The 26,979-nt window shown below is 55.0% G+C and carries 25 protein-coding genes, 1 tRNA gene and 1 pseudogene; 14 read left to right on the forward strand and 13 right to left on the reverse strand.

Translation table 11 applies throughout. The features are described from left to right. Window positions 1–86: 86 nt before the first annotated feature. From D4100_RS05080 to D4100_RS05090, 3 genes are all read left to right on the forward strand, one after another. Window positions 87–371: a YciI family protein gene (locus D4100_RS05080; RefSeq protein ID WP_006322551.1), complete on the forward strand. Its 285-nt coding sequence runs from the start codon at window positions 87–89 to the stop codon at window positions 369–371. A 247-nt stretch (window positions 372–618) separates the two neighbouring features. After that, window positions 619–1,857: a multidrug efflux MFS transporter MdtG gene (gene mdtG / locus D4100_RS05085; RefSeq protein WP_006322552.1), complete on the forward strand. Its 1,239-nt coding sequence runs from the start codon at window positions 619–621 to the stop codon at window positions 1,855–1,857. 473 nt (window positions 1,858–2,330) lie between these two features. Further along, window positions 2,331–3,884: a peptide MFS transporter gene (locus D4100_RS05090; RefSeq protein ID WP_006322553.1), complete on the forward strand. Its 1,554-nt coding sequence runs from the start codon at window positions 2,331–2,333 to the stop codon at window positions 3,882–3,884. Window positions 3,885–3,932: 48 nt separating this feature from the next. Here D4100_RS05090 and D4100_RS05095 read toward each other — a convergent pair whose 3' ends face one another. The 4 genes from D4100_RS05095 to D4100_RS05110 are packed head-to-tail and all read right to left on the reverse strand — an operon-like array spanning window position 3,933 to window position 5,497. Next, window positions 3,933–4,331, reverse strand: a complete 399-nt coding sequence (locus D4100_RS05095) for a VOC family protein (protein WP_006322554.1) — start codon at window positions 4,329–4,331, stop codon at window positions 3,933–3,935. Beyond that, window positions 4,331–4,750, reverse strand: a complete 420-nt coding sequence (locus D4100_RS05100) for a YeeE/YedE family protein (protein ID WP_006322556.1) — start codon at window positions 4,748–4,750, stop codon at window positions 4,331–4,333. Before D4100_RS05100 ends, D4100_RS05095 begins: the two co-directional genes overlap by 1 nt. A gap of 4 nt (window positions 4,751–4,754) precedes the next feature. Further along, complete coding sequence (locus tag D4100_RS05105; protein ID WP_006322557.1) at window positions 4,755–5,189, reverse strand: YeeE/YedE family protein; 435 nt, start codon at window positions 5,187–5,189, stop codon at window positions 4,755–4,757. Then, window positions 5,186–5,497, reverse strand: a complete 312-nt coding sequence (locus tag D4100_RS05110; RefSeq protein ID WP_006322558.1) for an ArsR/SmtB family transcription factor — start codon at window positions 5,495–5,497, stop codon at window positions 5,186–5,188. Before D4100_RS05110 ends, D4100_RS05105 begins: the two co-directional genes overlap by 4 nt. Window positions 5,498–5,638: 141 nt before the next feature. On the opposite strand from D4100_RS05110, the gene D4100_RS05115 reads away from it, so the two are divergent. Continuing rightward, window positions 5,639–6,400 carry an AraC family transcriptional regulator gene (locus D4100_RS05115; RefSeq protein ID WP_119803362.1) on the forward strand — a complete coding sequence of 254 codons (762 nt, stop codon included), beginning with the start codon at window positions 5,639–5,641 and terminating at the stop codon, window positions 6,398–6,400. Here D4100_RS05115 and leuA read toward each other — a convergent pair. After that, window positions 6,385–8,055, reverse strand: coding sequence for a 2-isopropylmalate synthase (gene leuA, locus D4100_RS05120; RefSeq protein ID WP_119803364.1), 1,671 nt, complete (start codon window positions 8,053–8,055; stop codon window positions 6,385–6,387). The two genes, D4100_RS05115 and leuA, sit on opposite strands and share 16 nt — an antisense overlap. A 211-nt stretch (window positions 8,056–8,266) precedes the next feature. Between leuA and D4100_RS05125 the strand changes: the two genes are divergently transcribed. Both D4100_RS05125 and D4100_RS05130 read left to right on the forward strand, forming a co-directional pair. After that, a complete protein-coding gene (locus tag D4100_RS05125) occupies window positions 8,267–8,644 on the forward strand; it encodes a MysB family protein (protein WP_006322561.1) in 378 nt (125 codons plus the stop codon). A 70-nt stretch (window positions 8,645–8,714) separates the two neighbouring features. After that, window positions 8,715–9,275, forward strand: coding sequence for a GNAT family N-acetyltransferase (locus D4100_RS05130; RefSeq protein WP_006322562.1), 561 nt, complete (start codon window positions 8,715–8,717; stop codon window positions 9,273–9,275). Here the strand turns inward: D4100_RS05130 and D4100_RS05135 are convergent. The 3 genes from D4100_RS05135 to mdoG form a co-directional block, all read right to left on the reverse strand. Continuing rightward, window positions 9,266–9,463 (reverse strand): YceK/YidQ family lipoprotein, encoded by a 198-nt coding sequence (locus D4100_RS05135; protein ID WP_420876396.1) that lies wholly within the window; start codon window positions 9,461–9,463, stop codon window positions 9,266–9,268. The genes D4100_RS05130 and D4100_RS05135 overlap by 10 nt on opposite strands. A 210-nt stretch (window positions 9,464–9,673) precedes the next feature. After that, a complete protein-coding gene (mdoH, locus tag D4100_RS05140; RefSeq protein WP_119803368.1) occupies window positions 9,674–12,235 on the reverse strand; it encodes a glucans biosynthesis glucosyltransferase MdoH in 2,562 nt (853 codons plus the stop codon). Further along, window positions 12,228–13,796, reverse strand: coding sequence for a glucans biosynthesis protein MdoG (gene mdoG, locus D4100_RS05145; protein WP_193378402.1), 1,569 nt, complete (start codon window positions 13,794–13,796; stop codon window positions 12,228–12,230). Before mdoG ends, mdoH begins: the two co-directional genes overlap by 8 nt. Window positions 13,797–14,055: 259 nt before the next feature. On the opposite strand from mdoG, the gene mdoC reads away from it, so the two are divergent. From mdoC to D4100_RS25955, 5 genes and pseudogenes are all read left to right on the forward strand, one after another. Continuing rightward, window positions 14,056–15,186 (forward strand): glucans biosynthesis protein MdoC, encoded by a 1,131-nt coding sequence (gene mdoC / locus D4100_RS05150; RefSeq protein WP_119803370.1) that lies wholly within the window; start codon window positions 14,056–14,058, stop codon window positions 15,184–15,186. Between the two features lie 219 nt (window positions 15,187–15,405). Further along, window positions 15,406–16,423, forward strand: a pseudogene (locus tag D4100_RS05155) (acyltransferase family protein). 302 nt (window positions 16,424–16,725) lie between these two features. Continuing rightward, window positions 16,726–16,950 carry a hypothetical protein gene (locus tag D4100_RS05160; protein ID WP_006322571.1) on the forward strand — a complete coding sequence of 75 codons (225 nt, stop codon included), beginning with the start codon at window positions 16,726–16,728 and terminating at the stop codon, window positions 16,948–16,950. A gap of 296 nt (window positions 16,951–17,246) precedes the next feature. After that, window positions 17,247–18,968, forward strand: coding sequence for a potassium/proton antiporter (locus tag D4100_RS05165; RefSeq protein WP_006322572.1), 1,722 nt, complete (start codon window positions 17,247–17,249; stop codon window positions 18,966–18,968). 163 nt (window positions 18,969–19,131) lie between these two features. Next, on the forward strand, window positions 19,132–19,254 hold the full coding sequence (locus tag D4100_RS25955; protein WP_043913334.1) for a hypothetical protein: 123 nt from the start codon (window positions 19,132–19,134) through the stop codon (window positions 19,252–19,254). A 351-nt stretch (window positions 19,255–19,605) separates the two neighbouring features. Here D4100_RS25955 and D4100_RS25960 read toward each other — a convergent pair whose 3' ends face one another. The 5 genes from D4100_RS25960 to cho form a co-directional block, all read right to left on the reverse strand. Beyond that, window positions 19,606–19,737: a hypothetical protein gene (locus D4100_RS25960; RefSeq protein ID WP_004942970.1), complete on the reverse strand. Its 132-nt coding sequence runs from the start codon at window positions 19,735–19,737 to the stop codon at window positions 19,606–19,608. A 69-nt stretch (window positions 19,738–19,806) separates the two neighbouring features. After that, the gene (locus tag D4100_RS05170; protein ID WP_119803372.1) at window positions 19,807–20,310 is read right to left on the reverse strand and encodes a YlaC family protein; all 504 of its coding nucleotides are present in this window, start codon (window positions 20,308–20,310) and stop codon (window positions 19,807–19,809) included. A 125-nt stretch (window positions 20,311–20,435) separates the two neighbouring features. Next, a complete protein-coding gene (locus tag D4100_RS05175) occupies window positions 20,436–20,735 on the reverse strand; it encodes a sigma-S stabilization anti-adapter protein IraP (protein WP_006322575.1) in 300 nt (99 codons plus the stop codon). A 175-nt stretch (window positions 20,736–20,910) separates the two neighbouring features. Beyond that, window positions 20,911–21,007: transfer RNA gene (locus tag D4100_RS25660), tRNA-OTHER, on the reverse strand. Window positions 21,008–21,091: 84 nt separating this feature from the next. Beyond that, a complete protein-coding gene (cho, locus tag D4100_RS05180) occupies window positions 21,092–21,943 on the reverse strand; it encodes an excinuclease Cho (protein WP_119803374.1) in 852 nt (283 codons plus the stop codon). A gap of 242 nt (window positions 21,944–22,185) precedes the next feature. Between cho and etsA the strand changes: the two genes are divergently transcribed. The 3 genes from etsA to etsC are packed head-to-tail and all read left to right on the forward strand — an operon-like array spanning window position 22,186 to window position 26,675. After that, window positions 22,186–23,370 carry a macrolide efflux RND transporter periplasmic adaptor subunit EtsA gene (gene etsA, locus D4100_RS05185; protein ID WP_006322577.1) on the forward strand — a complete coding sequence of 395 codons (1,185 nt, stop codon included), beginning with the start codon at window positions 22,186–22,188 and terminating at the stop codon, window positions 23,368–23,370. After that, window positions 23,367–25,307 (forward strand): MacB family efflux pump subunit, encoded by a 1,941-nt coding sequence (locus tag D4100_RS05190; RefSeq protein ID WP_119803376.1) that lies wholly within the window; start codon window positions 23,367–23,369, stop codon window positions 25,305–25,307. The genes etsA and D4100_RS05190 overlap by 4 nt, the downstream gene beginning before the upstream one ends. A gap of 3 nt (window positions 25,308–25,310) precedes the next feature. Continuing rightward, window positions 25,311–26,675 carry a macrolide efflux RND transporter outer membrane subunit EtsC gene (gene etsC / locus D4100_RS05195; RefSeq protein WP_119803378.1) on the forward strand — a complete coding sequence of 455 codons (1,365 nt, stop codon included), beginning with the start codon at window positions 25,311–25,313 and terminating at the stop codon, window positions 26,673–26,675. Window positions 26,676–26,979: the final 304 nt, after the last annotated feature.

The following is a 26,979-nucleotide window of genomic DNA, read 5'->3' on the forward strand; positions in this document are numbered from 1 at the left end:
TTTGTGCTCTGGGTATTGAGAACCGGAGATAATGGTGAGAGGGTAATCATCCTGATCGTCCTCACTATTTTCACCCTGGAGCCATTATGTATATCGTTAGCCTGACTTACCATCGCCCGATAGAAGAAGTTGATAGTCATCTCGAGGGACATGTCGCCTGGCTGAAAAAATATTTCCAGGACGGTACCTTCATCGCCTCCGGTCGTAAAAATCCGCGTACCGGCGGTGTGATCCTGGTGAAAGGCATTGACCGTGCTCAGTTGGATACCATAGTGGCACAAGATCCGTTCAACGCCGTAGCCAACTACGACATTACCGACTTCACCCCCTCCACCACCGGCAACGGTTTTGACCTGCTCGCCGGGCTGTAAATACCGCTAAACTTCCAGTTGCCGCAAACAACGACGCAGCCAGAAACGATGGGCATATTCCGCGCAGCCAGCGCGGAATACCGACAATACGTTATTTTTAAAACTTTATTTCATTCTTCAGGCAAGTCCTCCTACATCAATTGATGCCGTCTATAATTAGGCACATACTTACCAGGCTAACTTTCTTGCTTTGCCCTCCTTGTTTTCGCCTGCAAGCAAAGCGCGCTACCTTCTGCAATGGTAATTTATGGCTTCGGCATCAGAACCAGTAAACTGGAAACGCAATCTTTTCGTCGCCTGGCTGGGCTGTTTCCTCACCGGAGCCGCCTTTAGCCTGATCATGCCCTTCCTGCCGTTATACGTAGAAACGCTCGGCGTAACCGGCCACGAAGCGCTGAACATGTGGTCCGGCCTGGTGTTCAGCATCACCTTCCTGTTCTCCGCCATCGCCTCCCCCTTCTGGGGTGGGCTGGCCGATCGCCGTGGACGCAAGCTGATGTTGTTGCGTTCGGCGTTGGGTATGTCGATTGTGATGCTTCTGATGGGGATGGCACAGAATATCTGGCAGTTTTTAGCTCTGCGCGCGGTACTTGGCCTGCTCGGCGGTTTTATTCCCAATGCCAATGCGTTGATTGCCACCCAGGTACCGCGCAACCGCAGTGGCTGGGCGCTAGGCACCTTGTCCACCGGCGGCGTTAGCGGCGCATTGATTGGGCCGCTGATAGGGGGTCTGCTGGCCGACCAATATGGCTTGCGGCCGGTGTTCTACATCACCGCCGCCGTGCTGTTACTCTGCTTTGTGCTGACGCTGTTGTGCGTCAAAGAACAGTTCACCCCGGTGCAGAAAAAAGACATGCTGCACGCACGCCAGGTCTTCGCTTCACTGAAAAACCCCAAACTGATACTCAGCCTGTTTGTCACCACCATGATTATCCAGATTGCCACCGGATCAATCGCGCCGATTTTAACGCTGTATGTGCGCGATTTAGCCGGTAACATCCATAATCTGGCTTTTATCAGCGGTCTGATCGCCTCGGTGCCCGGCGTTGCCGCCCTGATGAGTGCGCCACGGCTGGGCAAACTGGGGGACAGAATTGGCCCTGAGCGCATTCTGGTATTTATGCTGATTGTCTCAGTGCTGTTGCTGATCCCCATGGCTTTTGTACAAACGCCGTGGCAGCTCGGCGTATTGCGCTTCCTGCTCGGTGCCGCCGACGGCGCGCTGTTGCCGGCCGTACAAACGCTGTTGATCTACAACTGCACCAATCAGGTCGCCGGGCGGATTTTCAGTTATAACCAGTCGTTCCGCGACGTGGGTAACGTCAGCGGTCCGCTGTTGGGCGCTGCGGTCTCCGCCAGCTACGGCTTCCGGGCGGTCTTCTGCGTCACCGCCCTGGTAGTGCTGTTTAACGCCGCCTATTCCTGGTGGTGTTTGCAACGCCGGCCGGCACGCATGAGGGAAGATACCTTGCAGGAAGAGCAATAACTCCATTTATCACCCACTGCCTCACTTAAATGGGTCTACGGCCCGTTTACCTTACTTTTAGTATTGATACTCTTTGCGGCTCCTTTTTCTGTGCCAACCAGAAAATTCTCAATGTAATACTCTGTTTTAAAAACAGTAATTGAATTTTTGCGCAATAAAACCGCTGTCAATAATATTCCCGCGCAAACCAACATAAAAACCAAGAAAGTAGATGTTTGTCGACTTTTCATCTAAAAAATGGGATACAGGGACTAGACAAAACCACCATCCAGTTATCAAATGGTTAAATAATATCACGCCCAATGTAAATCATTGGCCAAGTGAAAAAAGGCCGACGCGCTTTCCACGGTTAACGGGCGCTGCGGCTGCGGTTTTGTCGGGTAATCCGCATTGGGTGGATCACCTTCCTTAAATACACATACATACCACAGTATAAGCCGCATCAATGCGGCGCATTTTATTGGGAAGACGTTATGCAATCCTCTGTTAATAACCAAGAAAGCCGGACCTTCTTCGGCCATCCTTATCCGCTGGGATCCCTGTTCTTTACCGAAATGTGGGAGCGGTTTTCGTTTTACGGCATTCGCCCATTACTGATTCTGTTTATGGCTGCCACGGTCTACGACGGCGGCATGGGTCTGGCACGCGAAAATGCCTCGGCGATCGTCGGTATTTTCGCCGGCAGCATGTATCTGGCGGCCTTGCCGGGCGGTTGGCTGGCGGATAACTGGCTCGGTCAACAAAAAGCGGTGTGGTACGGCTCCATTCTGATCGCACTCGGTCACCTGTCGATTGCGTTGTCTGCCATCATGGGCAACAACCTGTTCTTCATCGGCCTGATGTTTATCGTGCTGGGTTCCGGCCTGTTCAAGACCTGTATCTCGGTAATGGTCGGCACCTTGTACAAGAAGGGCGACAACCGTCGTGACGGTGGTTTCTCGCTGTTCTATATGGGCATCAACATGGGCTCATTCATCGCCCCGCTGATCTCTGGCTGGCTGATCCGCTCTCACGGCTGGCACTGGGGCTTTGGCATCGGCGGTATCGGGATGCTGGTAGCGTTGGTGATCTTCCGGGTATTTGCCGTTCCGGCAATGAAACGCTATGACAGTGAAGTCGGTCTAGATTCCACCTGGAACAGCCCGGTCGCCAAGAAAAACGGTGTCGGTGCCTGGTTAATCGCATTGGCCGTCGGCGTGGCGGTGATCGTCACCCTGATAGCACAAGGCGTGATCGTGATTAATCCGGTGGCAGTGGCCAGCATGCTGGTTTACGTGATTGCCGCCTCGGTGACCCTGTACTTTATTTACCTGTTCGCCTTTGCCGGCCTGAGCCGCAAAGAGCGCGCTCGCCTGCTGGTGTGCTTTATCCTGTTGGTGTCCGCCGCTTTCTTCTGGTCTGCGTTCGAACAGAAACCTACCTCGTTCAACCTGTTTGCCAACGACTACACCAACCGTATGATTGGCGGCTTCGAGATCCCGGCGGTATGGTTCCAGTCAATCAACGCCCTGTTCATTATCCTGCTGGCACCGGTATTCAGCTGGGCCTGGCCGGCTCTGGCCCGCAACAAAGTGCGCCTGAGCAGCATCACCAAGTTTGTTATCGGTATTCTGTTTGCCGCAGCGGGCTTTGGCCTGATGATGCTGGCAGCGCAGAACGTGCTGGGCAACAGCGGCGCGGGCGTATCCCCGCTGTGGCTGGTGGGCAGCATTCTGATGTTGACGCTGGGTGAGCTGTGCCTGAGCCCAATCGGCCTGGCGACCATGACTCTGCTGGCGCCTGAAAGAATGCGTGGTCAGATGATGGGCCTCTGGTTCTGCGCCAGCGCATTGGGCAATCTGGCAGCCGGTCTGATTGGCGGCCATGTGAAGGCCGATCAGTTAGAAATGCTGCCGAACCTGTTCGCCCGCTGCTCGATTGCGTTGCTGATCTGCGCCGCAGTACTGACGCTGTTGATCGTACCTATCCGTCGCATGATGGAAAACACCCAGGGTAAAAGCGAACAGAAACCGGCCACCAACGTCTGATCGCCGTTCCACTTTGCCCTTCAGCCAGCGCCTGGTGCGCTGGCTTTTTTATTCTCCCCACGCCTGCCGTTGCAGCACCACGCGGTAACCGTCCAGGTCTTCGAAGGTCTGCCCGCAGTTATCCCAATAAGGGTTGTAAGAAGCCACGTGCCGAAAGCCGGCGGCCAGCATACGGCGACATCCTGCGAGCCACTCCCCTTCCTGCGGCAGATAAAACACCAGCAGGTGATCCTGCGTTGGCGCCGGCCCCACCCTTATGCCGCGATGGTGGGTAAACTCCAGGTGGTAGCCGTGTTGCGGATGCCCGACCATTACGCCGTCAAACCCCTGGTGATCGGCAAATTCGCCCAACCGTTCGAACCCTAATCCCTGGCAGTACATTGCAGCAATTTCCTGCAGACGATCGGTCGGGCGGGCAATACGCAGCACCGCGTTGGCTATCGGCATTATTTTCTCCGTATCATCATGAATTCATACAGCACCATGCCCGCCAGCATCGCCGCCACGAACAACCAGCCGGGTAACGAGCCCGCCCCCGCGAGCACCCACGCCGGCCCGGGGCAGATACCCGCCATGCCCCAGCCAATGCCGAACAACGCACTGCCTGCCAGTAAACGACGGTCCAGACGGCGATTCGTGGGAATGAGCAACGTCTCGCCCAACAGCGTTCTCTGTCGACGCCGGGCCCACAAAAAAGCCGGAGCCGCTACCGCAATCGCCCCCACCATGACCAGAGCCAACGACGGGTCCCAATGACCGGTGATATCGAGAAAGGCCACCACCTTGGCCGGGTCGGCCATACCGGCGATAATCAGACCCAAACCGAAGATAATCCCGCTCAGCAACGCAAATAAAATCCTGAACATGGTTTTAGCCCCCCGCCAGATGACGAACAACCCAGACGGTAATAAATCCCAGCAACATAAATACCGCCGTGGCTGCCAGCGAACGCGGTGCCAACCTCGCCATGCCGCATACGCCGTGGCCGCTGGTGCACCCGCCTCCTAGCCGGGTCCCCAGGCCGACCAACAACCCGGCCGCCATCAACCACAGGCTGCCGCCGCTGACCGGCATTTCCGGTAAAGGGCCGACAATACGATACAACCAGGGGGAAATCAGCAACCCGACAAGAAATGCGCCGCGCCACGCTTTTTCCGCACCGCCTGGCGTCAACAAACCGCCGGTGATACCGCTGATACCGGCGATGCGCCCGTTGAACACCAACAACAGCGCCACCGCAATGCCGATAATACCCCCGCCGGCCAATGCGGAAAACGGTGTGAAATGCAGCCAGTCAATGGTCATAATGTCGCTCCCGGAGCCGGGCAATAAAGTTGATACAAGGTGCTGAGGATCGTCAGCGCTTTTTCATCGCTGACGGCATAGTAAATCTGCTTGCCCTCACGCCGCGTTGACACCAGTCCTTCCTGTCGCAATACGCCCAATTGCTGGGAAAGCGTCGGCTGACGGATCTCCAGCGCCTGCGCCAGTTCACCGACCGACATCTCCCGCTGGCTGAGCTGACACAGCAACAGCAAGCGATCCTCATTGCCCAACGCCCGCAGCAGCGCCCCGGCCTGCGCCGCCGCCTGCCGCATACTGTCGATATTCATAGTGTCCTCAAGACAATTCATAAAATTATATATTGTATATTTATAGACTATAATCCAGCACCGCACCAGAGACTGGTGTGAAATGTGCCGGCATGGCATGCTGCCATTACGCCTTTCCACCGCGCGGAGATACCGCTACAGATGCTGCTTTGCCATGACTTGATGCCAACCAACCGGTCGATTGTGCCGATTGCCAAAGATTATCAACACGGCGATTTCGAGCCCCTTCACCACCATAACTGTGCGCAGCTGATCCACAGCCTTAGCGGCGTGGTGCAGGTAAACACCCGTCTGGGCAGTTGGGTAGTGCCGCCAGGCCGCGGCGTCTGGTTGCCGGCACGGATGGAGCATAGCCTGCGCATCACCGGCAAAGTGGCGGCCAGAGCGCTGTTTGTCGATCCGTTGGCACGTGCCGATCTGCCTGCGCAGTGCGAGGTGGTGCAAATCTCACCGCTGCTGCGCGAGCTGATTATCTGCGCGATGGACATCCCGGTGGATTACCCGCCAGGCGGACGTGAAGATCGGATAATGGAACTGATCCTGGACGAGCTGCGTGTCTTGCCCATTCTGCCACTGCATTTGCCGGAGCCACGCGACGAAGTCCTGCTGACGCTATGCCGGCATATTCAGCAATCGCTGGCGCAACCCTGGGAGTTAGAGCAGGCAGCCGGTTATATCAGCGTCAGCGGCCGCACCTTGTCGCGCCGCTTTCAGCGTGAAACCGGACTGCGCTTTGGCGACTGGGTCCGCCGCGCCCGGCTGCTGGCGGCGCTGAATGCTCTGGCGGCCGGCCACTCGGTGCTGGAAGTGGCGCTGGACCTGGGTTATGACAGCCCCAGCGCCTTCAGCGCCATGTTTCGCCGCCTGCTGGGCGTCGCCCCGAGCGTTTATTTCACCAGATAGCGCCCGGCGACGTTAAACAACGCCTGCAGCGAGGCGCTGGCGGAATCGACGTCGATCCCAACGCCATAAGCCGCCTCACCGTGTGCCAGAGTGCAACGTATGTAAGCCACGGCGCGGCTGTGACTCTGATGGCCCAGGGTATGTTCGTGATAATCCTCAATCGCCAGCGTCAGGCCAAAGCGCTGGCGCAACGCATCCACCGCGCTGGACAGCAAACCGTTCCCTACCCCCATCAGCCGCTGTTGTTGCTCTTCGAACAGTACCCGGGCGCTGAAACTGTAAGCTTCAACGCCATGGCTTTCGGTCTGATAACTCAGCAATTGCAGGCTCGGCTGTTCAACCAGCCCGTAAGTCGTGCGGAACAGCCGCCACAGCTCGGCGGTGGTCATCTCTTTACCGCTGCCGTCCGTCGCCTGTTGCACCACCTTGCTGAAATCAATCTGCAGCCCGCGCGGCAACGACAGGCCGTGATTCTGTTCCAGCAGCCAGGCTGCACCACTTTTGCCTGACTGGCTGTTAACCCGGATCACCGCCTCATAGCTGCAACCGACATCACCCGGATCGAGCGGTAAGTAAGGCACCTGCCACAAGCCGTCCTGCCGCTGCTGTTGGGCGGCGAAACCTTTCTTGATGGCATCCTGGTGCGAGCCGGAAAAGGCGGTGAAAACCAGTTCGCCTGCGTAAGGATGGCGCGGATGCACCGGCAACTGGTTGCACTGTTCAACCACCTCAACCACCTGTTTCAGCTGGCTGAAATCCAGCCCCGGCGCAACGCCCTGGGTGTACAGATTGAGCGCCAGCGTCACCAGATCGACGTTGCCGGTACGCTCGCCGTTGCCGAACAGGCACCCTTCCACCCGATCGGCGCCGGCCAGCATCGCCAGTTCGGCGCAGGCCACCCCGGTACCGCGATCGTTATGCGGATGTACGCTGATCGTCACCTGCTTGCGCTGGCTGAAACGGCGGCAAAACCATTCGATCTGATCGGCATACACGTTCGGCGTACTGACCTCCACCGTTGCCGGCAGGTTGATAATCATCGGCCGCCCCGGTCCAGGCTGCCAGACATCCGCCACCGCCTCGCAAATCTCCAGCGCGAATTCCAGCTCGGTAAAGCAGAAGGTTTCCGGCGAGTACTCAAAGGTCCAGGCCGTTTCCGGCTGCAATTCGCACTGCTGGCGGATGCGCAACGCACCATTCACTGCCAAGGCTACCGTCGCCGCTTTGTCCTGCCGGAAAACAATCTCGCGGAACATGGGGGCAGTGGCATTGTACAAATGCACGATAGCGCGAGGGGCACCGCGCAGCGATTCAAAGGTACGATCTATCAGATCTTCACGCGACTGGGTCAACACCTGAATGCTGACATCGTCCGGGATCAGTTGCTCATCAATCAGCGAGCGCACAAAATCAAAATCCGTTTGCGACGCCGAGGGGAACGCCACCTCAATCTCTTTAAACCCGCACTGCAACAGCAGCTGGTAGAACTGGCGTTTACGGGCGTTATCCATAGGTTCCGCCAGTGCCTGGCTGCCGTCACGCAGATCGCTGGAGCACCAACGCGGAGCCTGTTCAAGGGTGCGGCCGGGCCATTGGCGATCCGGTAACGCCACCGGTGGGAACGGGCGATATTTGCTTGAAGGGTTGGTTAACATGGCGATCTCCTGGGGTGGTCGTAGACAATGCCTTATTATTTCCCACCACGTTATTCGCTGCTCCCGCTTAGCGGACAATCGTCGTCGCAAAACGGACAACAAAAAAATTTGCATCCTGCGCCAACGAGACAACAATTACTTCTGACGTATGTCATGACACTTTGGCGCTGCCAAAACCCTTTCATTAACCTCACTGTGACTGGAGACGGACATGAGCCTGTATGCAACCCTGGAAGACGCTATCGAAGCCGCGCGCGAGGAGTTTATTGAATCCGCCGAAGGCGGCAATGACGATGAAACGCCGGTACCGCAACAGTTCAATCTGCAAAAATACGTGATGTTGGACGGTGATATCATGTGGCAGGCCGAGTTCTTTGAGGACGAAGGGGAATCGGTCGAGTGTTTCACGCTACGCAGCGGCGCTGCCGCCCAGGCCATTTTCGACGGTGACTACGACGAAGTGGAAATCAGTGCGGAATGGATAGAGGAAAATACGCTGCACGAGTGGGAGGAAGGAGATTTCCAGCTCGATCCGCCGTTGGATACCGAAGAGGGTCAGGCTGCCGCCGACGAGTGGGACGAACGCTGAATAACCTCGGGCAGGTGCCGGTTGATATCCGTTCCTGCCCGAACCCCATAATGTTCGCCCAGGAGGCCTAATGATCGTCCGCCAGGCATGCAGCACCGATTACCCCGCTATCCTGCAACTGCAGTCGCAAAATACCCCGGCAAACCTTAGCGAGAGCCAAAAACGGCAAGGGTTTATCGTCTCGCGTATGGATGAGGCTCAGTTAGAAAGCATTAACCGGCACCTGGGCATTCTGGTGGCGGTTGAAGAGCGCGCATTGGTGGGCTTTGTCTGCCTGATGCCAACCGATATGCAGCCGCGCCCGCCGGTGGTGGATGCGATGCTGGATACGCTCGGCAATCAGTCATTCAACGGCCGGGCACTCCGTGAGCAGAAGGTGTTTTTGTATGGTCCGGTGTGCCTTGATATCGCCTGGCGCGGCAAAGGGGTGCTGAAACAGTTGTTCGCTGCCGTCAAGGCATGCACCTGCGATGAATTCGATGTCGGCGCGCTGTTTGTTGACGACGACAACCCGCATTCACTGACCGCCCACGAGCAAGGGTTGAAGATGACGGTGCTGGCGCCCTTCCGCTGCGGCCGGCACGGATATCAGTTGCTGGTGTTCGCCACACGGGATCCGATTTACTCGTAAGGCCCGTACTGCGCATCGAACGGCAACATAAAGGTATCCACCACCATCGATAGCGGCACGTCAATTACCGTGATGTAGCGCCAGGGCGTATCACGCAGATCCCATTGCACGCCCGGGTAATATTGATGGCCATGCCCGGCGCCGGGCACCGTGCGGCTGATGATGCTGCCGCAACCGGTTAACGCCATCACGCCTGCCGCCAGCAACGCCAGACGGATTAAAGAAGAGAAGTTCACAAAATTGGCTCTTGACCCTGGTTGTTCTGAAGATAAACAACGCCCCGCGCGGATGTTAGCACAGTTTCCCACCGGCAGTTTGTCGGCATTGCGTAAGCGAAAGGCCAAAAAAAACGGGGAACACGCAACGCGCATTCCCCGCTTGGGCTACCCGATCAGCGCCTAGCGCCGTCCAACCGGATGAGCCAGTTCGTTATGCGGCAGTTGCTGATAGTGTTCACGCCAGGCATTGCCTTCCGGCAGCAACCAGACGCGCTGATGCAGACGCGACAGCGCTACCGGATCGCTCAGCAGCTCCAGTCGTTTGCCCTTCACCAGTTTTTCCGGCCCCAACTGCAACGCCTCAGTCACCCGTTCTTCACGGTTACGCTCAATCGCCCCGCGCAGGTGGTGACGCGCCGTCGCCAGCGCCGTTGCCAATGCGTTGAATGACGGGTTAACCACCGCGTGCATAAAGCCATTGGCCAGCGCGCGCTCACGGTTAAGCTGCAGATACTCTTCCGTCGCCAACAGTTCGCGCGGCGGTGAGTATTCTTCCGGGATCAGGAACAGTTTGGCGCGCTTGCTTTTTATGCCCAAGGTCGCGCGGCTCGACAGCGCCGACACGATCGGTGACAGGATCAGCGAGAAAACGATTGGCGACAGCCACCACAGGAAACGCAGATCCAGCCAGGCCATACCGCCGGCCCAGACCAGGCCGAGCAGCATCTGTGAACCGTGACGCTTGAAGGCTTCGCTCCATGGCGTGTCATCATCGTCACGCTGTGGGGAGTTCCATACCACTTCCCAGCCCAGGAAAGCGCTGACCACGAACACGGTGTGGAACAGCATGCGTACCGGCGCCAACAGCACCGAGAACAGCATTTCCATCAGCATCGACATCAGCAGACGGAAAGCGCCGCCGTATTCTTTGGCGCCTTTGGCCCAAATCAGCACTATGCTGAGCAGTTTAGGCAAGAACAGCAGTATCAGCGTGGTGGAGAACAGCGCTATCGCCAGCTCCGGACGCCACTGCGGCCATACCGGGAACAGCTGACGCGGCTGCAGAAAGTACTGCGGCTCCATCAGGGTATGCACCACCTGCAATGCCGTCGACAGTGCCAGGAACATAAACCACAACGGCGCCGACAGATAAGACATCACACCGGTCAGGAATACCGCACGGTGCACCGGGTGCATGCCTTTGACCAGGAACAAGCGGAAGTTCATCAGGTTACCGTGACACCAGCGACGGTCGCGCTTCAGTTCATCCAGCAGGTTCGGCGGCAACTCTTCATAACTGCCCGGCAGGTCATAGGCAATCCACACGCCCCAACCTGCACGACGCATCAGCGCGGCTTCCACGAAGTCATGCGACATGATGGAACCGGCGAAAGAGCCTTCGCCAGGCAGCGGCGCCAGCGCACAGTGCTCGATAAACGGCTTCACGCGGATAATCGCGTTATGGCCCCAGTAGTGCGACTCGCCCAACTGCCAGAAATGCAGACCGGCGGTGAACAACGGCCCGTAGACCCGGGTGGCAAACTGCTGCACGCGAGCATACAGCGTATCCATACCCGAAGCCTTTGGCGCGGACTGGATGATACCGGCGTTCGGATTGGCCTCCATCAAGCGAACCAGACCGGTGAGGCACTCACCGCTCATTACGCTGTCGGCGTCCAGAATCACCATGTAGCTATACTCGCCACCCCAACGACGGCAGAAGTCGTCGATGTTGCCGCTTTTGCGTTTCACGCGGCGACGGCGACGGCGGTAGAAGATACGACCATGACCGTCTACATCGCGGCACAGTTCCATCCAGGCCTTCTGTTCCGCCATGCAGATATCCGGATCGTAACTGTCGCTCAGCACGTAAATATCGAAATGCTCCAGCTGGCCGGTAGCGGCGACGGACTCATAAGTAGCACGCAGGCCGGCGAACACACGCTCGACGTCTTCGTTACAGATCGGCATGATCAACGCGGTGCGGTGCGCCGGATCAATCGGCTCATCGCCTTTGATGGTGGAAGAGATGCTGTATTTATCTTTGCCAATCAGCAACTGCAGGAACCCCATCAACGCGGTCCAGAAACCGGCCGATACCCAGCAGAAAAGAATGGCGAACAGGATCAGAATGCCGGTTTGCAAGACATACGGCAGCAGTTGCAACACGGATTGCATCAGATCCTGATCCAGCATGGCCAGCGGATCGATCAGCGCCCAGCCCTGATACGGTAAAATGGTTTTCATGTACCAGGTGGCGATGCCGGTTTGCACCAGCATCAACACCAACAGCACATAGCGACGCATCGACCCGACCACCCGCCAGCGATTTTCCGCCTCGGCTTCCTCTTTGGAAGCGTGGCGATTGTGCGGCGCGCGCCCCAGCAGAGAATCCCAAAAGCGCGCTACCGGGTTGGTACGCCAGGCTTCCGGGAACATGCTGGTACGTTTGATTGGCGGCATCGCCTTCAGCACGGTACGGCCTTCGGCATCGGTGTCGAAATCGTCGTCGCTGACCGCATCCGGCCAAGCACTTTCGATACGCGTTTTGACCGAGGCCAGCGCCACGTCATCCGCCGGCAGCGTATTAACGTTGGCATCGGCGGCGCCCATCTTGCGATGCAGCGCCTCCAGTGCCTGGCCGTCATCTGCCGCCGGCTGTGGTTTAAGCGCCTCCGACCGCTCAGCGGTCAGAGGCATTGCCGCAAGATAATCCTGGGCAGATTGAGTAAGCTTATTCATTGGCAGGTAGCTGATAGCTCCAGGTTTCCGACAGGGTCTTATCACCATTGACCAGCGCAGCGCGCATTTCTACCGGCTTCTTGTCGTCTTTCACTTTAAGACGCAGCGTCAGGCGCCAGCCTTTGGTCACTGGATTATAGCGGACATTGTTTTCTACCACTTCACCGTTATCGCCGATGCTCACCTGAGAGGCGACCGGCGTAGCGCCGTCCAGACCTTTCAGCACCGGGCCCACGAAATCAACCAGGAACGCCACGCTGCCGTCAGGCTCGCGGATCAGGTTGGACTGCTTCACGTCACCGGTAGAACGCATCGTCTGGCTTACATAGGCGATATCCTGTGAATGCAGCTTGTCTTCATCACGGGTAAAGTGCAGGCGGTAATTCAGCGCCAGCGGGGTTTTGGCATCCGGCAATACATCCGGAGTCCAGAAGGCAACGATATTGTCGTTGGTTTCATCCGCAGTAGGGATTTCCACCAGCTCAACCTTACCCTTGCCCCAGTCGCCACGCGGCTCGATCCAGGCGCTTGGGCGCAGATCGTAACGATCGTCCAGATCTTCGTAATCCTTGAAGTTACGCCCGCGCTGCAGCAAACCGAAACCTTTCGGGTTCTCGATCTGGTAGGTGCTGACGGACAAGTGCTTCGGATTATTCAGCGGACGCCAGATCCACTCGCCGTTGCCGGCATGGATCGACAAGCCATTGGAGTCATGCAGCGCCGGACGGTAGTTCAGCGTAGGCGATGGCTGGCTTGGCCCGAACAGGTACATGCTGGTCAGCGGTGCCATGCCCAGTTTGCCGACCTTGTCGCGCAGGAACACTTTGGACTCGACATCCACCGTGGTATCGCGGCCCGGATAGACCACAAAACGATAAGCCCCGGTGGCACGCGGTGAATCCAGCAGCGCGTAAATGACCAGATGCTTGTCGCCCTGCTTCGGACGCTCAACCCAGAATTCGCGGAAACGCGGGAACTCTTCGCCGGACGGCAAGGCGGTATCAATCGCCAGACCACGAGCGGAAAGCCCGTAAACCTGCCCTTTGCCCACCACGCGGAAGTAGCTCGCGCCCAGCAGGCTCATAATTTCGTCGTTCTTATCCGCACTGTTGATCGGATAAATCACCTTGAAACCGGCAAAGCCGAGGTTTTTTACCGAATCCGGATCGTGCTTCACCGAACCAAAGTTGAAGTACTCCGGGCTGTACTTGATCTGTTTTACGCTGGTTGCAGTCACTTCATTGATTTTCACCGGCGTGTCGAAGTACATCCCCTGATGATAAAATTCAAGTTTGAACGGGGTTTTCAGCTTGTTCCAATAGGCTTTATCGTGATTGAACTGAATCTGCTGATAGTCCGCGAATTTCATTTCACGGAATTGAGAAGGAAGGTTGCTCTTCGGGGCCTCAAAGCCTTTTCCTGCCAGATCCTGTGCCTGTTTGGCCACATCGTCGATAGAAAAAGCCCATGCCTGCGAAGTAAACAGCGTGAACAATACGGTAGCACCTAACCAACGAACGCTCGCGGCGCGTGGTTTACTGGATAATATATTAACTAGCACATCCCCCCCTATTCGTGTGCTCAAATCATTTAAATCCATATTAATGGATTATTCAGCTTTCCGACAACATGATAAATGGATGGTTCATGTTTATGGCTCATTGTTTAAGCAGCTGATGAAACACCAGCGTAGCAAGCCGCGCAGCAAGACGCTATGGAAAAATGTGAATCGGTATAGTAGGGTTTGAGATTGCGATTTAACCATTGCCGACTTATTAAGCGTGTTAATGACCATTCGACAAAATGACAAGCGGTAACCTATGACTAAAGGCAACAATCAACGAGAGTTTTTCCTCGATTCGATCCGAGCTTATTTGATGTTGCTCGGCATTCCTTTCCACCTCTCCCTGATCTATTCCAGTCACGCCTGGGCGGTGAACAGCGCTACGCCCTCGTTTTCGCTGACGGTGCTGAACGACTTCATCCATGCCTTTCGCATGCAGGTGTTCTTCGTGATATCCGGCTACTTCTCCTACATGCTTTACGAGCGTTACGAGCGCCACAAGTGGTTGAAGGTCAGACTGGAGCGGGTGGCGATCCCCCTGCTGAGCTCGATACCCTTAATAACCGTACCGCAGTTTTTCATGCTGAAATACTTCACGGATAAATTAAACGGCTGGAACGATTTTTCGATCTATCAGAAAATAAATGTAACAATTTGGGAACTGGTTTCTCACCTGTGGTTTTTATTAACCCTGTCATTGTTGACCACGGCCTGTTTTTATCTATTCAAAAAAATTAAGGCGTTAAAAAGTAACGTCGCTCCTGGTCCGATAAATAAAATGACTGGATTAGGAAATATCTCACTGTTCTTTCTTCTATATGCTTTATGCTATTCGGCCGCGCACCGTATTATTTTAATTTTTGCGCCGCATTTACTCTCCAACGGCCTGTTCAACTTTGTGGTGATGGAGACGATGTTCTACCTGCCGTTCTTCATCCTCGGTGCTTACGCGTTTAAGTACGTGTGGCTGAAAGAGATTTTTCTCAAACCCTCTCCATTGGCGATGCTCGGTTCGCTGCTGTTGCTGATTGCCTACATGCTGAATCAGAGGTTGCTGGCACACAGCAGCTATATGTTTGAGCTGGAAGTAGTGATCAAAACCCTGCTTGGCATCCTGATGACAAACGTAGTGTTTTCATTCGGGCACCGGTTGCTGAATGATCATTCGCCACAAATCACTTATCTGGTCAATGCGTCGCTGTTTATATATCTGGTGCATCATCCGTTGACCTTGATATATGGCGCTTTTATGACGCCCCATATCAACAATAACCTGCTGGGTTTCCTGATTGGTCTGGTGTTCGTCTTCTCCTGCGCCTTTGCCTTATATGAGCTGCACAAACGCGTCCCTCTATTGCGCTTCCTGTTCTCCGGTAAACCACAGTAATACCAAGCCTATTTTGTCCCAGGGTGAGATTTCCTCACCCTGGCGCAGGTGAATGAAGCTTCACTAACCTTTTGAATGTGCTGTTCATCTCTTTATCGTAAGCATTTTCCTAATAATCGCCTTCCTGCCCTCAACACATTGCAAACCGGCAATCACCCGATACGCTCATTAGACATACTTATAAGTTGTTATTTGTTCCTTTCTGGGCAGGGTAATCACATGAGAGAAGCATGGGTCGACTATGCGAAAGGCATCGGCATTATTTTGGTGGTCTTTGACCATGTAAACCGCGGTTTGTACAGTGCAAACATTCACCTTTCCGAATCGTTTTACCAACTGACAGACAGCGTTATTTACAGTTTCCATATACCGCTGTTTTTCTTCCTTTCCGGTTTGTTTTTTTGTCCAGTCATTAGATAGAAAGGGTAAAACCAGCTTTATCATCAGTAAAGTTGATACTATCGTGTACCCCTATATCCTCTGGTCGCTGATACAAGGTACCGTCGAGGTCGTGCTGTCACGCTATACCAACAACTCCGCCAACCTGGCAGACGTGCTGACGCTCTTTAGCCAACCACGAGCACAATTTTGGTTCTTGTACGCCTTGTTCATGGTATTTGTCCTTGCCACCCTGTTGTATAACAAAAACAAATTCAACTATATCCTGCCTGCCCTGATCGTTATCAGCGCCGGGCTGTACGTGTATCAGAACAGCCTCAGTCAAGCCTTCCATCTCGGTTATATCATCAAGTTTATGATTTTCTTCCTGCTCGGGGCCTTGGCAATACGCTACTCAGCCTTCATTGGCAGGATCGGCATGGGTGACGGCCTGATCGCTTTAGTGGCTTTTGCTCTGCGGGAGTGGGGATTCCATGATTACCTTGGCCTGACCTACACGGATGTCGGAGTGTTCTCCCTGATCCTGGCCGTCGTAGCGATCGCCTTTATCATTTGTCTGTCGGTCCTGCTGGCGAAGGCAGACATCGCCTGGTTACGGCGCCTGGGTGAATTAAGTATGGTGATCTACCTGATGCACATCCTTGCCGCCAGCGGATTGCGAATCATATTGACCAAGTTTTTGCACGTCAACAACTGGTCGGTACACGTTATTGCCGGTACGCTGATCGGCCTGATCGCCCCAATCATTGCCTATTACGTTATTCAGCGTCTGCACCTCAATTTCCTGTTGGAACGTCCGCGTTACCACCGGGTACAGCGCAAAGAAAAAACTCTCTGAACGCCAGGGGCAGTTTGGCTGCCCCTTCTCTCTGTCCCCCCTCCCAAAATATAAATAACGATTCTGGTAGCCGCCGCAACCGGGGGCATAGAGCACACATTGCTCAGCTCAATGGTTAAAGTTAGGGCAAAGTTATGCTGGAGCATATTGCCGCTAGTTGTTATAACTGCAATGCATAAGTGGAAATCCACATCCCTGCCTTACGGTAGCGATTGGGCTCAATGAACCCTGAGGGACGACGTTGTCGTTGGTACGACAATGTTGGCATCATCTCCCTTCCGTCACGACAGAGAGGATTTTTAATGACTGATAAAGACACTTCGGCTCAGGAAGCCGTACCGGAAAACGCCACCCTACTGAAAATTCTTGGCCGTTTGCTGTCCGCACTGGATTCGTCGATCAGCGGTAAGGATCGCAGCATCCTGGTGACCGAACTTTCCAGCCTCAATCTTGACGGCATTTCAGAGTCGGAGCGAAAATTGGCCGCTGAACTGATCAAGCGGGCTTTGCAATCGCTCGATCATTAACGACACTGCGCCTACAAACCATTAAGCCTCCCGACGGGGGTTTAATGGTTTTCCTCCCTCAGTCGGCCTCCAATGATTATTGCCCATGTAAATATTCAGTCCGCTGATAACTATAGATAAAAACAGGAACTTATCTTCTTCCCTTCGCTTTCTCTGTCCGTTTCCACCAAATGGCAATAAATGCCAAAAATGTTTTCTCAATCAGCTTTAGCGTTTTACCCACTAAACACGTTATCATCACGGGGTATCTGCGCCCTTGCGCAACGCCTTTCCCCCAGTATCAGGAGAACGTCATTTTGGATGCCAGCACGATCAACAGTTTATTCATCATCGGTGCCGTGTTGGTGGGGGCAAGCATTCTACTCAGTTCATTCTCTTCGCGCCTGGGCATTCCCATTTTGGTGATTTTCCTGGCAATTGGCATGCTCGCAGGGGTCGATGGCCCGGGCGGCATCGTTTTCAGCAATTATCCTGTGGCCTACCTGGTCAGTAACCTGGCGCTGGCGGTGATCCTGCTGGACGGCGGTATGCGCACCCGCGTCAGTTCCTTCCGCGTTGCGCTGTGGCCGGCTCTCTCACTTGCCACCATCGGCGTGGTGATCACTGCAGGGCTGACCGGTCTGGCGGCCGCCTGGTTGTTTGACCTTGATCTGCTTCAGGGCATGCTGATTGGCGCCATTATCGGTTCGACCGATGCTGCAGCGGTGTTTTCATTGCTGGGCGGTAAAGGGCTTAACGAGCGGGTTAGCGCCACACTGGAAATTGAATCCGGCAGCAACGATCCGATGGCGGTATTCCTCACCATCACGCTGATTGCGATGATCGCCGCCGGCGAAACAACGCTGAGCTGGATGTTCCCCCTTCATTTGTTGCAGCAGTTTGGCATGGGGATCGTCTTTGGCCTTGGCGGCGGCTGGCTACTGTTGTGGTTGATCAACCACATTAAATTGGCCGAAGGCCTGTACCCGCTGCTGGCCGTGAGTGGCGGCATTTTGATTTTTGCCCTGACCACCGCGCTGGATGGCAGCGGTATTCTGGCGGTATACCTGTGCGGCCTGACGCTGGGCAATCGGCCAATCCGCAACCGCCACGGCATAGTTCAGACCTTTGATGGCCTGGCCTGGCTGAGCCAGATCGGCATGTTCCTGGTGCTGGGGCTGCTGCTCAATCCGCACGAATTGCTGCCTATTGCCATCCCTGCCCTGCTGCTGTCACTGTGGATGATCTTGTTCGCCCGGCCGCTTTCGGTATTTATCGGGCTGTTGCCGTTTCGCAGTTTTACCCTGCGCGAACGCAGTTTTATCTCATGGGTCGGCCTGCGCGGCGCGGTACCGGTCATTCTGGCCGTCTTCCCGATGATGGCAGGATTGCCGAACGCGCAGCTGTTTTTCAATGTGGCTTTCTTTGTGGTATTGGTCTCGCTGCTGCTGCAAGGCACCACGTTGTCTTTCGCCGCCAGAAAGGCCAAAGTCATAGTGCCGCCGGCACTGGCCCCCATCTCGCGGGTCGGGCTGGACGTGCACCCGGAAAACCAATGGGAGCAGTTTGTTTACCAGCTCTCGTCGGAAAACTGGTGCGTGGGTGCCGCGCTGCGTGAGCTGAAAATGCCGCCCGGTACGCGTATTGCCGCACTGTTCCGCGGCAAGGAACTGCTGCATCCAAGCGGCAGTACGAGACTGCGTGAAGATGACATCCTGTGCGTAATCGGCCATGAACACGATCTGCCGGTGCTGGGCAAACTGTTCAGCCAGGCGCCGGTGGTCACACTGGACGAGCGCTTCTTCGGTGACTTTATCCTGCAATCAGACGCACGCCTGAGCGATATATCCCAGGTATATGGGCTTAATCTGCAGGAAGGCGTGGACGAACAGCAAACGCTCGGCCAATTCGTCCTTCAGTTGATCGGCGGTGCCCCCGTGGTGGGCGATCAGGTGGAATGGGATGGTTTGACCTGGACTATTGCCGAAATGGACGGTAATTCGATTAGCAAGATTGGCGTAAAAATCGTTACTGACTGATCCTCCCGCAGCACCCCGCCCGCTGCACTGCAATATCCGCAGCGGGCCCCCACAATAATGACGGAACTTATAGGCCCGGGAAGGTTCTTAAACTCTGAAATTATCAAAATCGGGGCTTTCGGCCTCGTCGTTTTAACCTTTACTCTGGGAACACCGCACTGCGGTGATGGGTATTGATTTGAACAGCAAAACTCGATTTTTATCTGTCATGGTGCTGCTGGCGCTGGCGGTCGTCGCGCTGGATCTGGGCATCGCCGATTTGGTCCATAGCTTCTTAATTGGATAACGTTAACGTGACACAGCAGCATCAAGAAAAAGATATTCTGGGAAAAATACTGGTTACCGTATCTGCGCTTTGCCTGGTTGTCGTGGCGGGGTTGTTGGTTTGGTGGTTTGTGCTGGATTAATCGTTTGGCTGACGCAGGTCATGCGGAAACACAACAACAACTATTTTGTTACAATGCTTCACATCTCTTTCTTCTCACAGGGCGTATGCTGAACGGACATGGAAATAAAAATTATACCCTCATACTACTTAAGTGTTGGCCCGCCTGAAACGGGCTTTTTTTTTGCCTGCCGCCCCCCATTTCAGATACAAAAAAACCGCCGCAGCGGTTTTTTTCGTTGGCAATGGCGATCAGATTTTGCACCCTTCGCAGTCCGCTTCGTCCTCAAGGATCTCAGGCACTTCTTTCGCTTTCTGCGCCGCTTTTTCTTCCGCTTTCGCTAATTCGGCATCGATATCAAAATCGAAAATATCATCACTCATCGCAAACTCCTCACGCTTAACTGGCTTCGAAGAGTGAGTATAATCGACAACCGCACAGGCGGGAACCCTTCAGTTAAGCACCGCCAACTGCGGCTGTTCACCCTGCGGCTTCTTTGAGTACGCCAGATCGTAGACATCATAGAAATCGATCTCGCCTTTATTGGCGATGATTTCCTGCATGCGCGTTTTCAGCGTCGCGCCGATCGACGGCTCATCCAACAGCGCCTTCACCGACTGCGGCGACAACGCTCGGGTGAAATACCATTCGCCGTTATAACATACGCGCAGATCCAACACGCCGATATCCTCAAAACGATACACCGGTTTGATTTCAATCAGCAGCATTGCAAACATGAACAAAACGAAGACCGTGAAAGCCACAAATGAGAAAAAACCCATATAAGAGACTTGGTACATCACGGCGACCACGGCGAAATAGCCGGCGAACATGGCAAGGCACAGATAGCGGTGATCGCGGGCAAATTCGCTGTTAAAACGCAGTTTGCCGTCGCGCCCTTCCTGCCGGTTGATCCGCTCGATTTCTTTTACCAAGATGCTTTTAATCGCGTCCATACTTACAACCTTATGCTTGGGAGCATTACGCTATCAATATTCTTTCGTCAAACTATCACAAGTACAGTTAGCCCAGGTAGATCAGTTCTTCAATTTAAAATCGTCAACTGTTATACCTGCGACACCTAACGCTGCAGTGAATTTTTACCTTGTGCGAACATGAACATGCGCTGAGCAATATCGTCAGCCTGTTTGATTTTTTGCTTCTGAGGCTCATTGCAGCGCTGGATAGCACGGGCATAGGCGATCTCATGCGCCTGGTCGATCATCGCAATAATCTTGTCGCGTTCCTGTTTATCCAGGTTGCCAAGCAAGGTGGTGATTATCGCCTGATAGGCGTTGGAGGCAGCTGTCAGCGACTTCTCTCTGGCTTCGAGTGCTGCTACACGCTGCAATAATTCCTGCAGTTGATCGGACTCAGACATATCGACCTCCTGTTGCCGGGCAGCGAACCTGCCTGATTACAGTCTAGCAAAGATCGATAACAACACAGACAGGAGAACCGGTTACGGTAAAGCACACCCGAAAAACCCAACGAGGAGCCGATAGTGCAAATCAACCCGGGTGCGCTTTACGATAACCGATCTTAAAGGAGGAAGCTGGCGCGCTATGCAGGACTCGAACCCGCGTCTATCAATTTTGTAGCCAATACAAGCCATTAAAAAACCAATCACTCTGCCAACTGAGTTAATAGCGCATTCCTTCGCTTCGGGGCGTCATTATCCATATCAATGCTATGGGATCAAGCGATCGCTTGATTTTGCAGATAAATCTGACCCACTCAACGACCCAGTTCAATGATCGGATAATGCCCGCTCATCAGCGGTTTGCACAGGATCTTGTAGCCATCACTGTCAAAATGGCTCGCGGTTCGCTGCAGCGTATCGGCCTGTTGTAACGTGCCGACGCTCCCCAAATAGAACCAATTATGAATCACATGATACTGGCGCAAAGACGCCCCCTGCTCTTCCAGAGCCACTCGCCCGGCATAAGGCCATGTGGTGATCCGCATCTGTTGCAGCGCCGCCGCCAAACGTTGCTCATGTTGCAGATCCGATTCGACACCGCAGCAGGCACCAGCACATTTTCGCAGGCTATACCGGAAACAGGCCCGCCCGACAGGCAGTTTATCAATACCCAACTTGCCGTAGCACAGGCGTTGCTCATCAGCGATGGCCCGTAACTTTTCCAGTGCGGCAGTTCGGTTGGCAAACAGCCCATGCAGATTAGGCGTGGCGGCAAAATCAATGTCTTTGGCATGTACAATGCCCACTCGGCCGCGATCCAGATGCAATGAACAGAGCTGCTTCGAACGGCGCAGGCGTTTGTTGAACAGCGGCTGTTGCTGTTTGATCAACTGCGCCTCCAGCAGTAAAGCACCCACTTCACCGGCCGTTTCATGAAAGCTGATGCGCTGAGTTTGCCGCAGCAGGCGAGCCTCATCCTGCGTGCGAAAATGCGCCATCACCCTGCTGCGGATATTAACGCTTTTGCCGATATACAGCGGCATGCTGTCGCTCAGGCCATGAAACAGGTACACGCCCGGTGACCTGGGTAACAGCTCAAGGCTGGTGCGCAGATGTTCCGGGTACTGATAAATGTCGAGCTCCGGCTCGAGTCGGTTTGGCATCATAGTGACGAATCGCGAACTTTGTTAATCAACATAACTGGTTTTTTATACAGTAAAACGTTTGCATGCTCAAATTGCATCCATGATAAATTTTCTTTGATGATGTTTGTGAGAATAATATTTATTATCGACAATGCGGCGAAAATAAGTCACGCGTTTATCGCCAGTTAAAGCTGAGGGTGCCACCATGGCGCCTCTTGGAATCACGGCTTTACCGCTGTTAGGGAAAACTAAGGCAAACCACCATGAAACTCACTTCACGCCGCTTGGCGTTTGTCGCGGCCGGCGCTTTGCTTGCCGTGTTGCTCATCGCTTTGACGAACTATCTGCAGCGTCCCCCACAGACACACTATGTCACCGCGCCGGTTCGTCTGGGCGATATAGAAAATGCCGTACTGGCAACCGGTAAAATGGACGCGGTTGAAAGAGTCAACGTCGGCGCGCAGGTTTCAGGCCAGGTCAAATCCCTGAAGGTCAAACTGGGCGACCGCGTCACTCAGGGCCAGCCGATTGCCGACATCGATGACCTGCCGCAGCGCAACGATCTGCGCAACGCCGAAGCGGCGCTGAACGTCGCCAAGGCGGATTTGCAGGCCAAACAGGCGCTGCTGAAACAGGCCGAATCCCGCTTTAAACGCCAAAAACGCATGCTGAACGATGAAGCCAGTTCACTCGAAGATTTTGAGACCGCCGAAGCCACGCTTACCACCACCCGTGCCGAACTGATTGCCCTGAATGCGCGTATCGTGCAGGCGCAGATTGAAGTGGATAAGAAAAAGGTCGATCTGAGTTATACCCGCATTCTGGCACCGATGGATGGCATCGTGATTGCGGTAATTACCCAGCAAGGCCAGACGGTCAACGCCAACCAGAGCGCGCCCACCATAGTCAAACTGGCCCGGTTGGAGCTGATGACCATCAAAGCGCAGATCTCCGAGGCCGACATTACCCGCGTTTCCCAGGGGCAAAAAGCCTATTTCACTATTTTCTCCGAGCCGGAAAAGCGTTACGAGGCCACTTTGCGCACCGTCGAACTGGCGCCGGAATCGGTGATGAAAGACGATTCGCTCTCCGGCAGCAGTTCTGCCTCCGGCTCCGGCACCTCCAATGCTTCGGTGTATTACAACGCGCTGCTGGACGTGCCCAACCCGGATAATCGGCTGCGCATCGCCATGACCGCGCAGGTTTCACTGCTGCTGGGCGAAGCGAAAAACACGCTGCTGGTACCCATTCAGGCAGTGCGTAAAACCGAAGATAAAAAACAGCAGGTGCAAGTGCTGACCGATAATGGACGGTTGGAAATGCGCGAGGTCAAAACCGGTATTACCAACAACGTCGATATACAGATCCTTTCCGGGCTGAAGGCCGGTGAAACCGTGGTGCTGATGCAAGAAAGCGCCAATCCGGGCGGGGATGGCATCTTACTGTGAACAATATCATTGAACTGAAAGGCATAAGCCGTACCTACACCAACAGCACCCAACCGCTGACGGTGCTCAAGGACATCAACCTGACGATCGCCGCCGGGGAGCTGGTCGCCATTATAGGTGCCTCCGGCTCCGGCAAATCAACGCTGATGAATATCATGGGTTGCCTGGACGTGCCGGATCGGGGTGACTATTACATTGGCGGCCAGAACGCCGCACACCTTTCGCCGGACGAATTGGCCAGGTTGCGCCGCGAACACATCGGTTTTATTTTCCAACGCTATCATCTGATGCCGGATATCAGCGCGCTGGGCAATGTCGAGATCCCGGCGATTTACGCTAACAGCAAGCGCGATCAACGCCGCCTGCGAGCGGCGCAATTGCTGGCGCGACTCGGCCTGGAAGGCCGTGAAAACCATAAGCCCGGCCAGCTCTCCGGTGGCCAGCAACAGCGTGTCAGTATCGCCCGTTCCTTGATCAACGGCGGCGAAATCATTCTGGCGGATGAACCTACCGGCGCACTGGACTCCAAATCCGGCCAAGAAGTGTTGGGGATCCTGAGCGAACTGAACCAACGCGGCCATACCGTGGTGATCGTCACCCACGATATGAAGGTGGCCCAACACGCGCAGCGCATTATTGAACTGCAGGACGGCGAGGTTATTGCAGACAGCGGCTGCAAATCCCCCGTCCCGCCGATGCCCCAATCAACGGCCATCCGCGCAAGGCAAGGCTACTGGCAAAGTTTGCTCGATCGTACCCGCGAATCGCTGCAAATGGCGCTGAAATCGATGAATGCCCACCGTTTGCGCACAGCATTGACCATGACCGGCATCATTTTCGGCATCGCAGCGGTGGTGACGGTGGTCGCCCTGGGCGAGGGAGCCAAACAGCGCACGCTGGCCAGCATCAAAGATCTCGGTACCAATGTCGTCAGCATTTATCCCGGCCGCGATTTCTTCGATGACGCCATCGACAGCATACGCACGCTGGTACCGGCAGACGCCGATGCGCTGGCCAACCAGAGCTTTGTCGACAGTGTCAGCCCTGAAGTGGGCGCCTCGGATTCCATTCGTTTTCGCAGCAAATCGGCGACAGCCTCAATCACCGGCGTCGGGCGCGACTATTTCCGGGTTAATGGCCTCACTTTATTGCAGGGCACCACCTTTCGTGACGATCGTAATGCGCTGCAGGAAGTGATCATTGACGAGAATGCGCGCAACTCGCTGTTCGGTGATTTCGGCATAGAACCGCTGGGCCAAATCGTGTTTCTCGGCGCGGTGCCGGCCCGGGTGGTCGGCGTAGTCAAAAGCAACCAGGATTCCGCACCGAACCGCATCAGCGTGTGGATGCCCTATACCACGGTAATGTACCGCATGGTAGGCAAGCCGACGCTAAGCAGCATCGGCGTACGATTGAAGGATAACGTCGATAACGAAGCCGCCGTCGGTGCCATCAGCCAATTGCTGACCCAACGCCATGGCGTTAAAGACTTTATGCTGTTCAACCGCGACAAGTTTCGCAAATCGATCGAGCATGCTTCGATGACCCTGAGCCTGTTGATCCTGATGGTGGCTTCGATCTCCCTGATCATCGGCAGCCTCGGCGTGATGAACATCATGTTGGTTTCGGTCACCGAGCGAACGCATGAGATTGGTGTGCGCATGGCGGTCGGCGCCAGGCGCAGCGACATCATGCAACAATTTATGATCGAAGCCGTACTGGTCTGCCTGATAGGCGGTGCATTGGGCATTGCGTTGTCGTTCGCCGCCGGTTCGCTGTTTACCGCGCTGGCGGGCGGCATGCTCACCGCCATCTATTCCTGGCAGGCCGCCGTCGTGGCCTTTTGCTGCTCCACCCTGATCGGCATGATCTTCGGTTATCTCCCAGCCCGTAAAGCGGCGCGGATGGATCCGGTCAATTCACTGGCCAGTGAGTAACTTATGAAAATTTTGACACCAATAGCCTTATGCCTCGCAACCCTGCTCAGCACCGGCTGCGGCAACGCTTTGAAAAGCGATTATCAAACACCACAGGTGAACTACCCGGAGCACTGGCAGGAAAGCGTCGATGCCGTCGGCCCGGTCCCGTTTGACTGGCGCGATTTCCAGGATCCCGAGCTTGACCGCTGGTTACAGCAGGTCATGGCCGGCAATAACGATTTGGCCGCCGCCGCGCTACGCGTTTACCAGGCCCAGTTAGAGGCTCAGCGGGCCGGTATCATTACCGCTCCGGGCGTGACCGCGACGCTCAATAGCGGTGCCAATACCGCTCTTTCTGATTCCTCACCCTGGAACAAAAGCAGTGGCGCCAGTTTAGGCACCAGCTATGAAGTCGATCTGTGGGGGAAACTGGCGCGTCAGCATGACGCTGCTGAATGGAGCCGGCAGGCCACGCAGCAAGATTTGCAAAGCGCTCGCTTGGCATTGCTCGCCAGTGCCAGCAAGAATTATTGGCGGTTGGGTTTTATCAATCAGCGAATCGGTGTCAGCCAGCAGAGCATCGCCTACGCCCGGGAGACTCTGCGGTTGGTTAATGCCCGTTACCGCGCAGGCAGCGTCTCATCGCTGGACGTGGTGGATGCCGAACAAAACCTGGTTAGTCAGGAGAGCGGCCATCTGGTGCTGCTGCGCGAACGTCAGCAGGCGTTGAACGAACAAACGCTGCTGCTGGGCGCGCCGCCAGGCAATGCCGTGGTTGCCCCCTCACGCCTGCCGATGGGCCGGTTACCGCAGATCAATGCCGGTATTCCGGTCAATGTGCTGCGACATCGCCCGGATATCAACGCCAAAGAGCTGCGGCTGCGCGAGGCGTTAGCCAACGTTGACGTGAAGCGCACCCAGTATTATCCGGCCTTCAGCCTGACCGGTTCATTGGGTGCCAGCAGCACCGCGCTGCTGGAATTTCTGCGCAATCCGGTGGCATCGGTGGGCGCGGGTTTGTCGCTGCCTTTCCTCGAGTGGCGGCAGATGAACGTTGACATCAAAATCGCCCGTAACGATTACGAATTGCGGGTGTTGGAATTCAAACAGGCGCTGTATAAAGCCATGGCCGACGTAGACAATGCTTTATCGTTACGCGCCCAGTTGATGGCACAAGAACAACGTTTGCAGACGGCGTTGGCGCTGGCACGTAAATCTGAACGGTTGAATGAAATTCGCTATCGCCAGGGTGCCGTATCTATCACCTTCTGGCTGGATGCGCAGAATCGCCGCCGGCTGGCGGAGCTGGCGCTGGATGAAAATCGCTTTGAGCAGTACCAGAATCTGGCGCAGATCTACCTGGAATTTGGCGGTTCATCCCAATAACTCAGCGGCCTGACACCTACGTCAGGCCCTGATCCACAGCAAAAAACGCATTAATTTTACCCGTATCATTTCCGGCTCCTCCTATACTTTAGCCATCCCGCACACTGACAAAAAAACATCAACATGCGTAAATATCAACCTGTTTTGGCGCTATTTTGGTGAAAATGCATAAGATAAACTGCTAAATTTGATCACCAATAGATATAACGTTAAGCTATAGATGCAAAATAATTAGTCACCTGAATGACATATTCTCGCTAAAATCGGGCTCATTATGTGATTCGCATCACACAAAAATGGCAGC

Origin of the sequence: Serratia inhibens (assembly GCF_003591175.1) — a bacterium.
Lineage (GTDB): Bacteria > Pseudomonadota > Gammaproteobacteria > Enterobacterales > Enterobacteriaceae > Serratia > Serratia inhibens.

Bases quoted from the DNA above. Each gene is read 5' to 3' on its own strand.
- D4100_RS25960 (WP_004942970.1), bottom strand. From the start codon at position 19,737: ATGAGTGATGATATTTTCGATTTTGATATCGATGCCGAATTAGCGAAA.
- D4100_RS05130 (WP_006322562.1), top strand. From the start codon at position 8,715: ATGATCGTCCGCCAGGCATGCAGCACCGATTACCCCGCTATCCTGCAA.
- D4100_RS05105 (WP_006322557.1), bottom strand. From the start codon at position 5,189: ATGACCATTGACTGGCTGCATTTCACACCGTTTTCCGCATTGGCCGGC.
- mdoC (WP_119803370.1), top strand. From the start codon at position 14,056: ATGACTAAAGGCAACAATCAACGAGAGTTTTTCCTCGATTCGATCCGA.
- etsC (WP_119803378.1), top strand. From the start codon at position 25,311: ATGAAAATTTTGACACCAATAGCCTTATGCCTCGCAACCCTGCTCAGC.
- D4100_RS05115 (WP_119803362.1), top strand. From the start codon at position 5,639: ATGCTGCTTTGCCATGACTTGATGCCAACCAACCGGTCGATTGTGCCG.
- cho (WP_119803374.1), bottom strand. From the start codon at position 21,943: ATGATGCCAAACCGACTCGAGCCGGAGCTCGACATTTATCAGTACCCG.
- D4100_RS05170 (WP_119803372.1), bottom strand. From the start codon at position 20,310: ATGGACGCGATTAAAAGCATCTTGGTAAAAGAAATCGAGCGGATCAAC.
- D4100_RS05100 (WP_006322556.1), bottom strand. From the start codon at position 4,750: ATGTTCAGGATTTTATTTGCGTTGCTGAGCGGGATTATCTTCGGTTTG.
- D4100_RS05095 (WP_006322554.1), bottom strand. From the start codon at position 4,331: ATGCCGATAGCCAACGCGGTGCTGCGTATTGCCCGCCCGACCGATCGT.
- D4100_RS05135 (WP_420876396.1), bottom strand. From the start codon at position 9,463: ATGGCGTTAACCGGTTGCGGCAGCATCATCAGCCGCACGGTGCCCGGC.
- D4100_RS05090 (WP_006322553.1), top strand. From the start codon at position 2,331: ATGCAATCCTCTGTTAATAACCAAGAAAGCCGGACCTTCTTCGGCCAT.
- etsA (WP_006322577.1), top strand. From the start codon at position 22,186: ATGAAACTCACTTCACGCCGCTTGGCGTTTGTCGCGGCCGGCGCTTTG.
- D4100_RS05160 (WP_006322571.1), top strand. From the start codon at position 16,726: ATGACTGATAAAGACACTTCGGCTCAGGAAGCCGTACCGGAAAACGCC.
- mdoH (WP_119803368.1), bottom strand. From the start codon at position 12,235: ATGAATAAGCTTACTCAATCTGCCCAGGATTATCTTGCGGCAATGCCT.
- D4100_RS05080 (WP_006322551.1), top strand. From the start codon at position 87: ATGTATATCGTTAGCCTGACTTACCATCGCCCGATAGAAGAAGTTGAT.
- mdtG (WP_006322552.1), top strand. From the start codon at position 619: ATGGCTTCGGCATCAGAACCAGTAAACTGGAAACGCAATCTTTTCGTC.
- D4100_RS05125 (WP_006322561.1), top strand. From the start codon at position 8,267: ATGAGCCTGTATGCAACCCTGGAAGACGCTATCGAAGCCGCGCGCGAG.
- D4100_RS05110 (WP_006322558.1), bottom strand. From the start codon at position 5,497: ATGAATATCGACAGTATGCGGCAGGCGGCGGCGCAGGCCGGGGCGCTG.
- leuA (WP_119803364.1), bottom strand. From the start codon at position 8,055: ATGTTAACCAACCCTTCAAGCAAATATCGCCCGTTCCCACCGGTGGCG.
- D4100_RS05175 (WP_006322575.1), bottom strand. From the start codon at position 20,735: ATGTCTGAGTCCGATCAACTGCAGGAATTATTGCAGCGTGTAGCAGCA.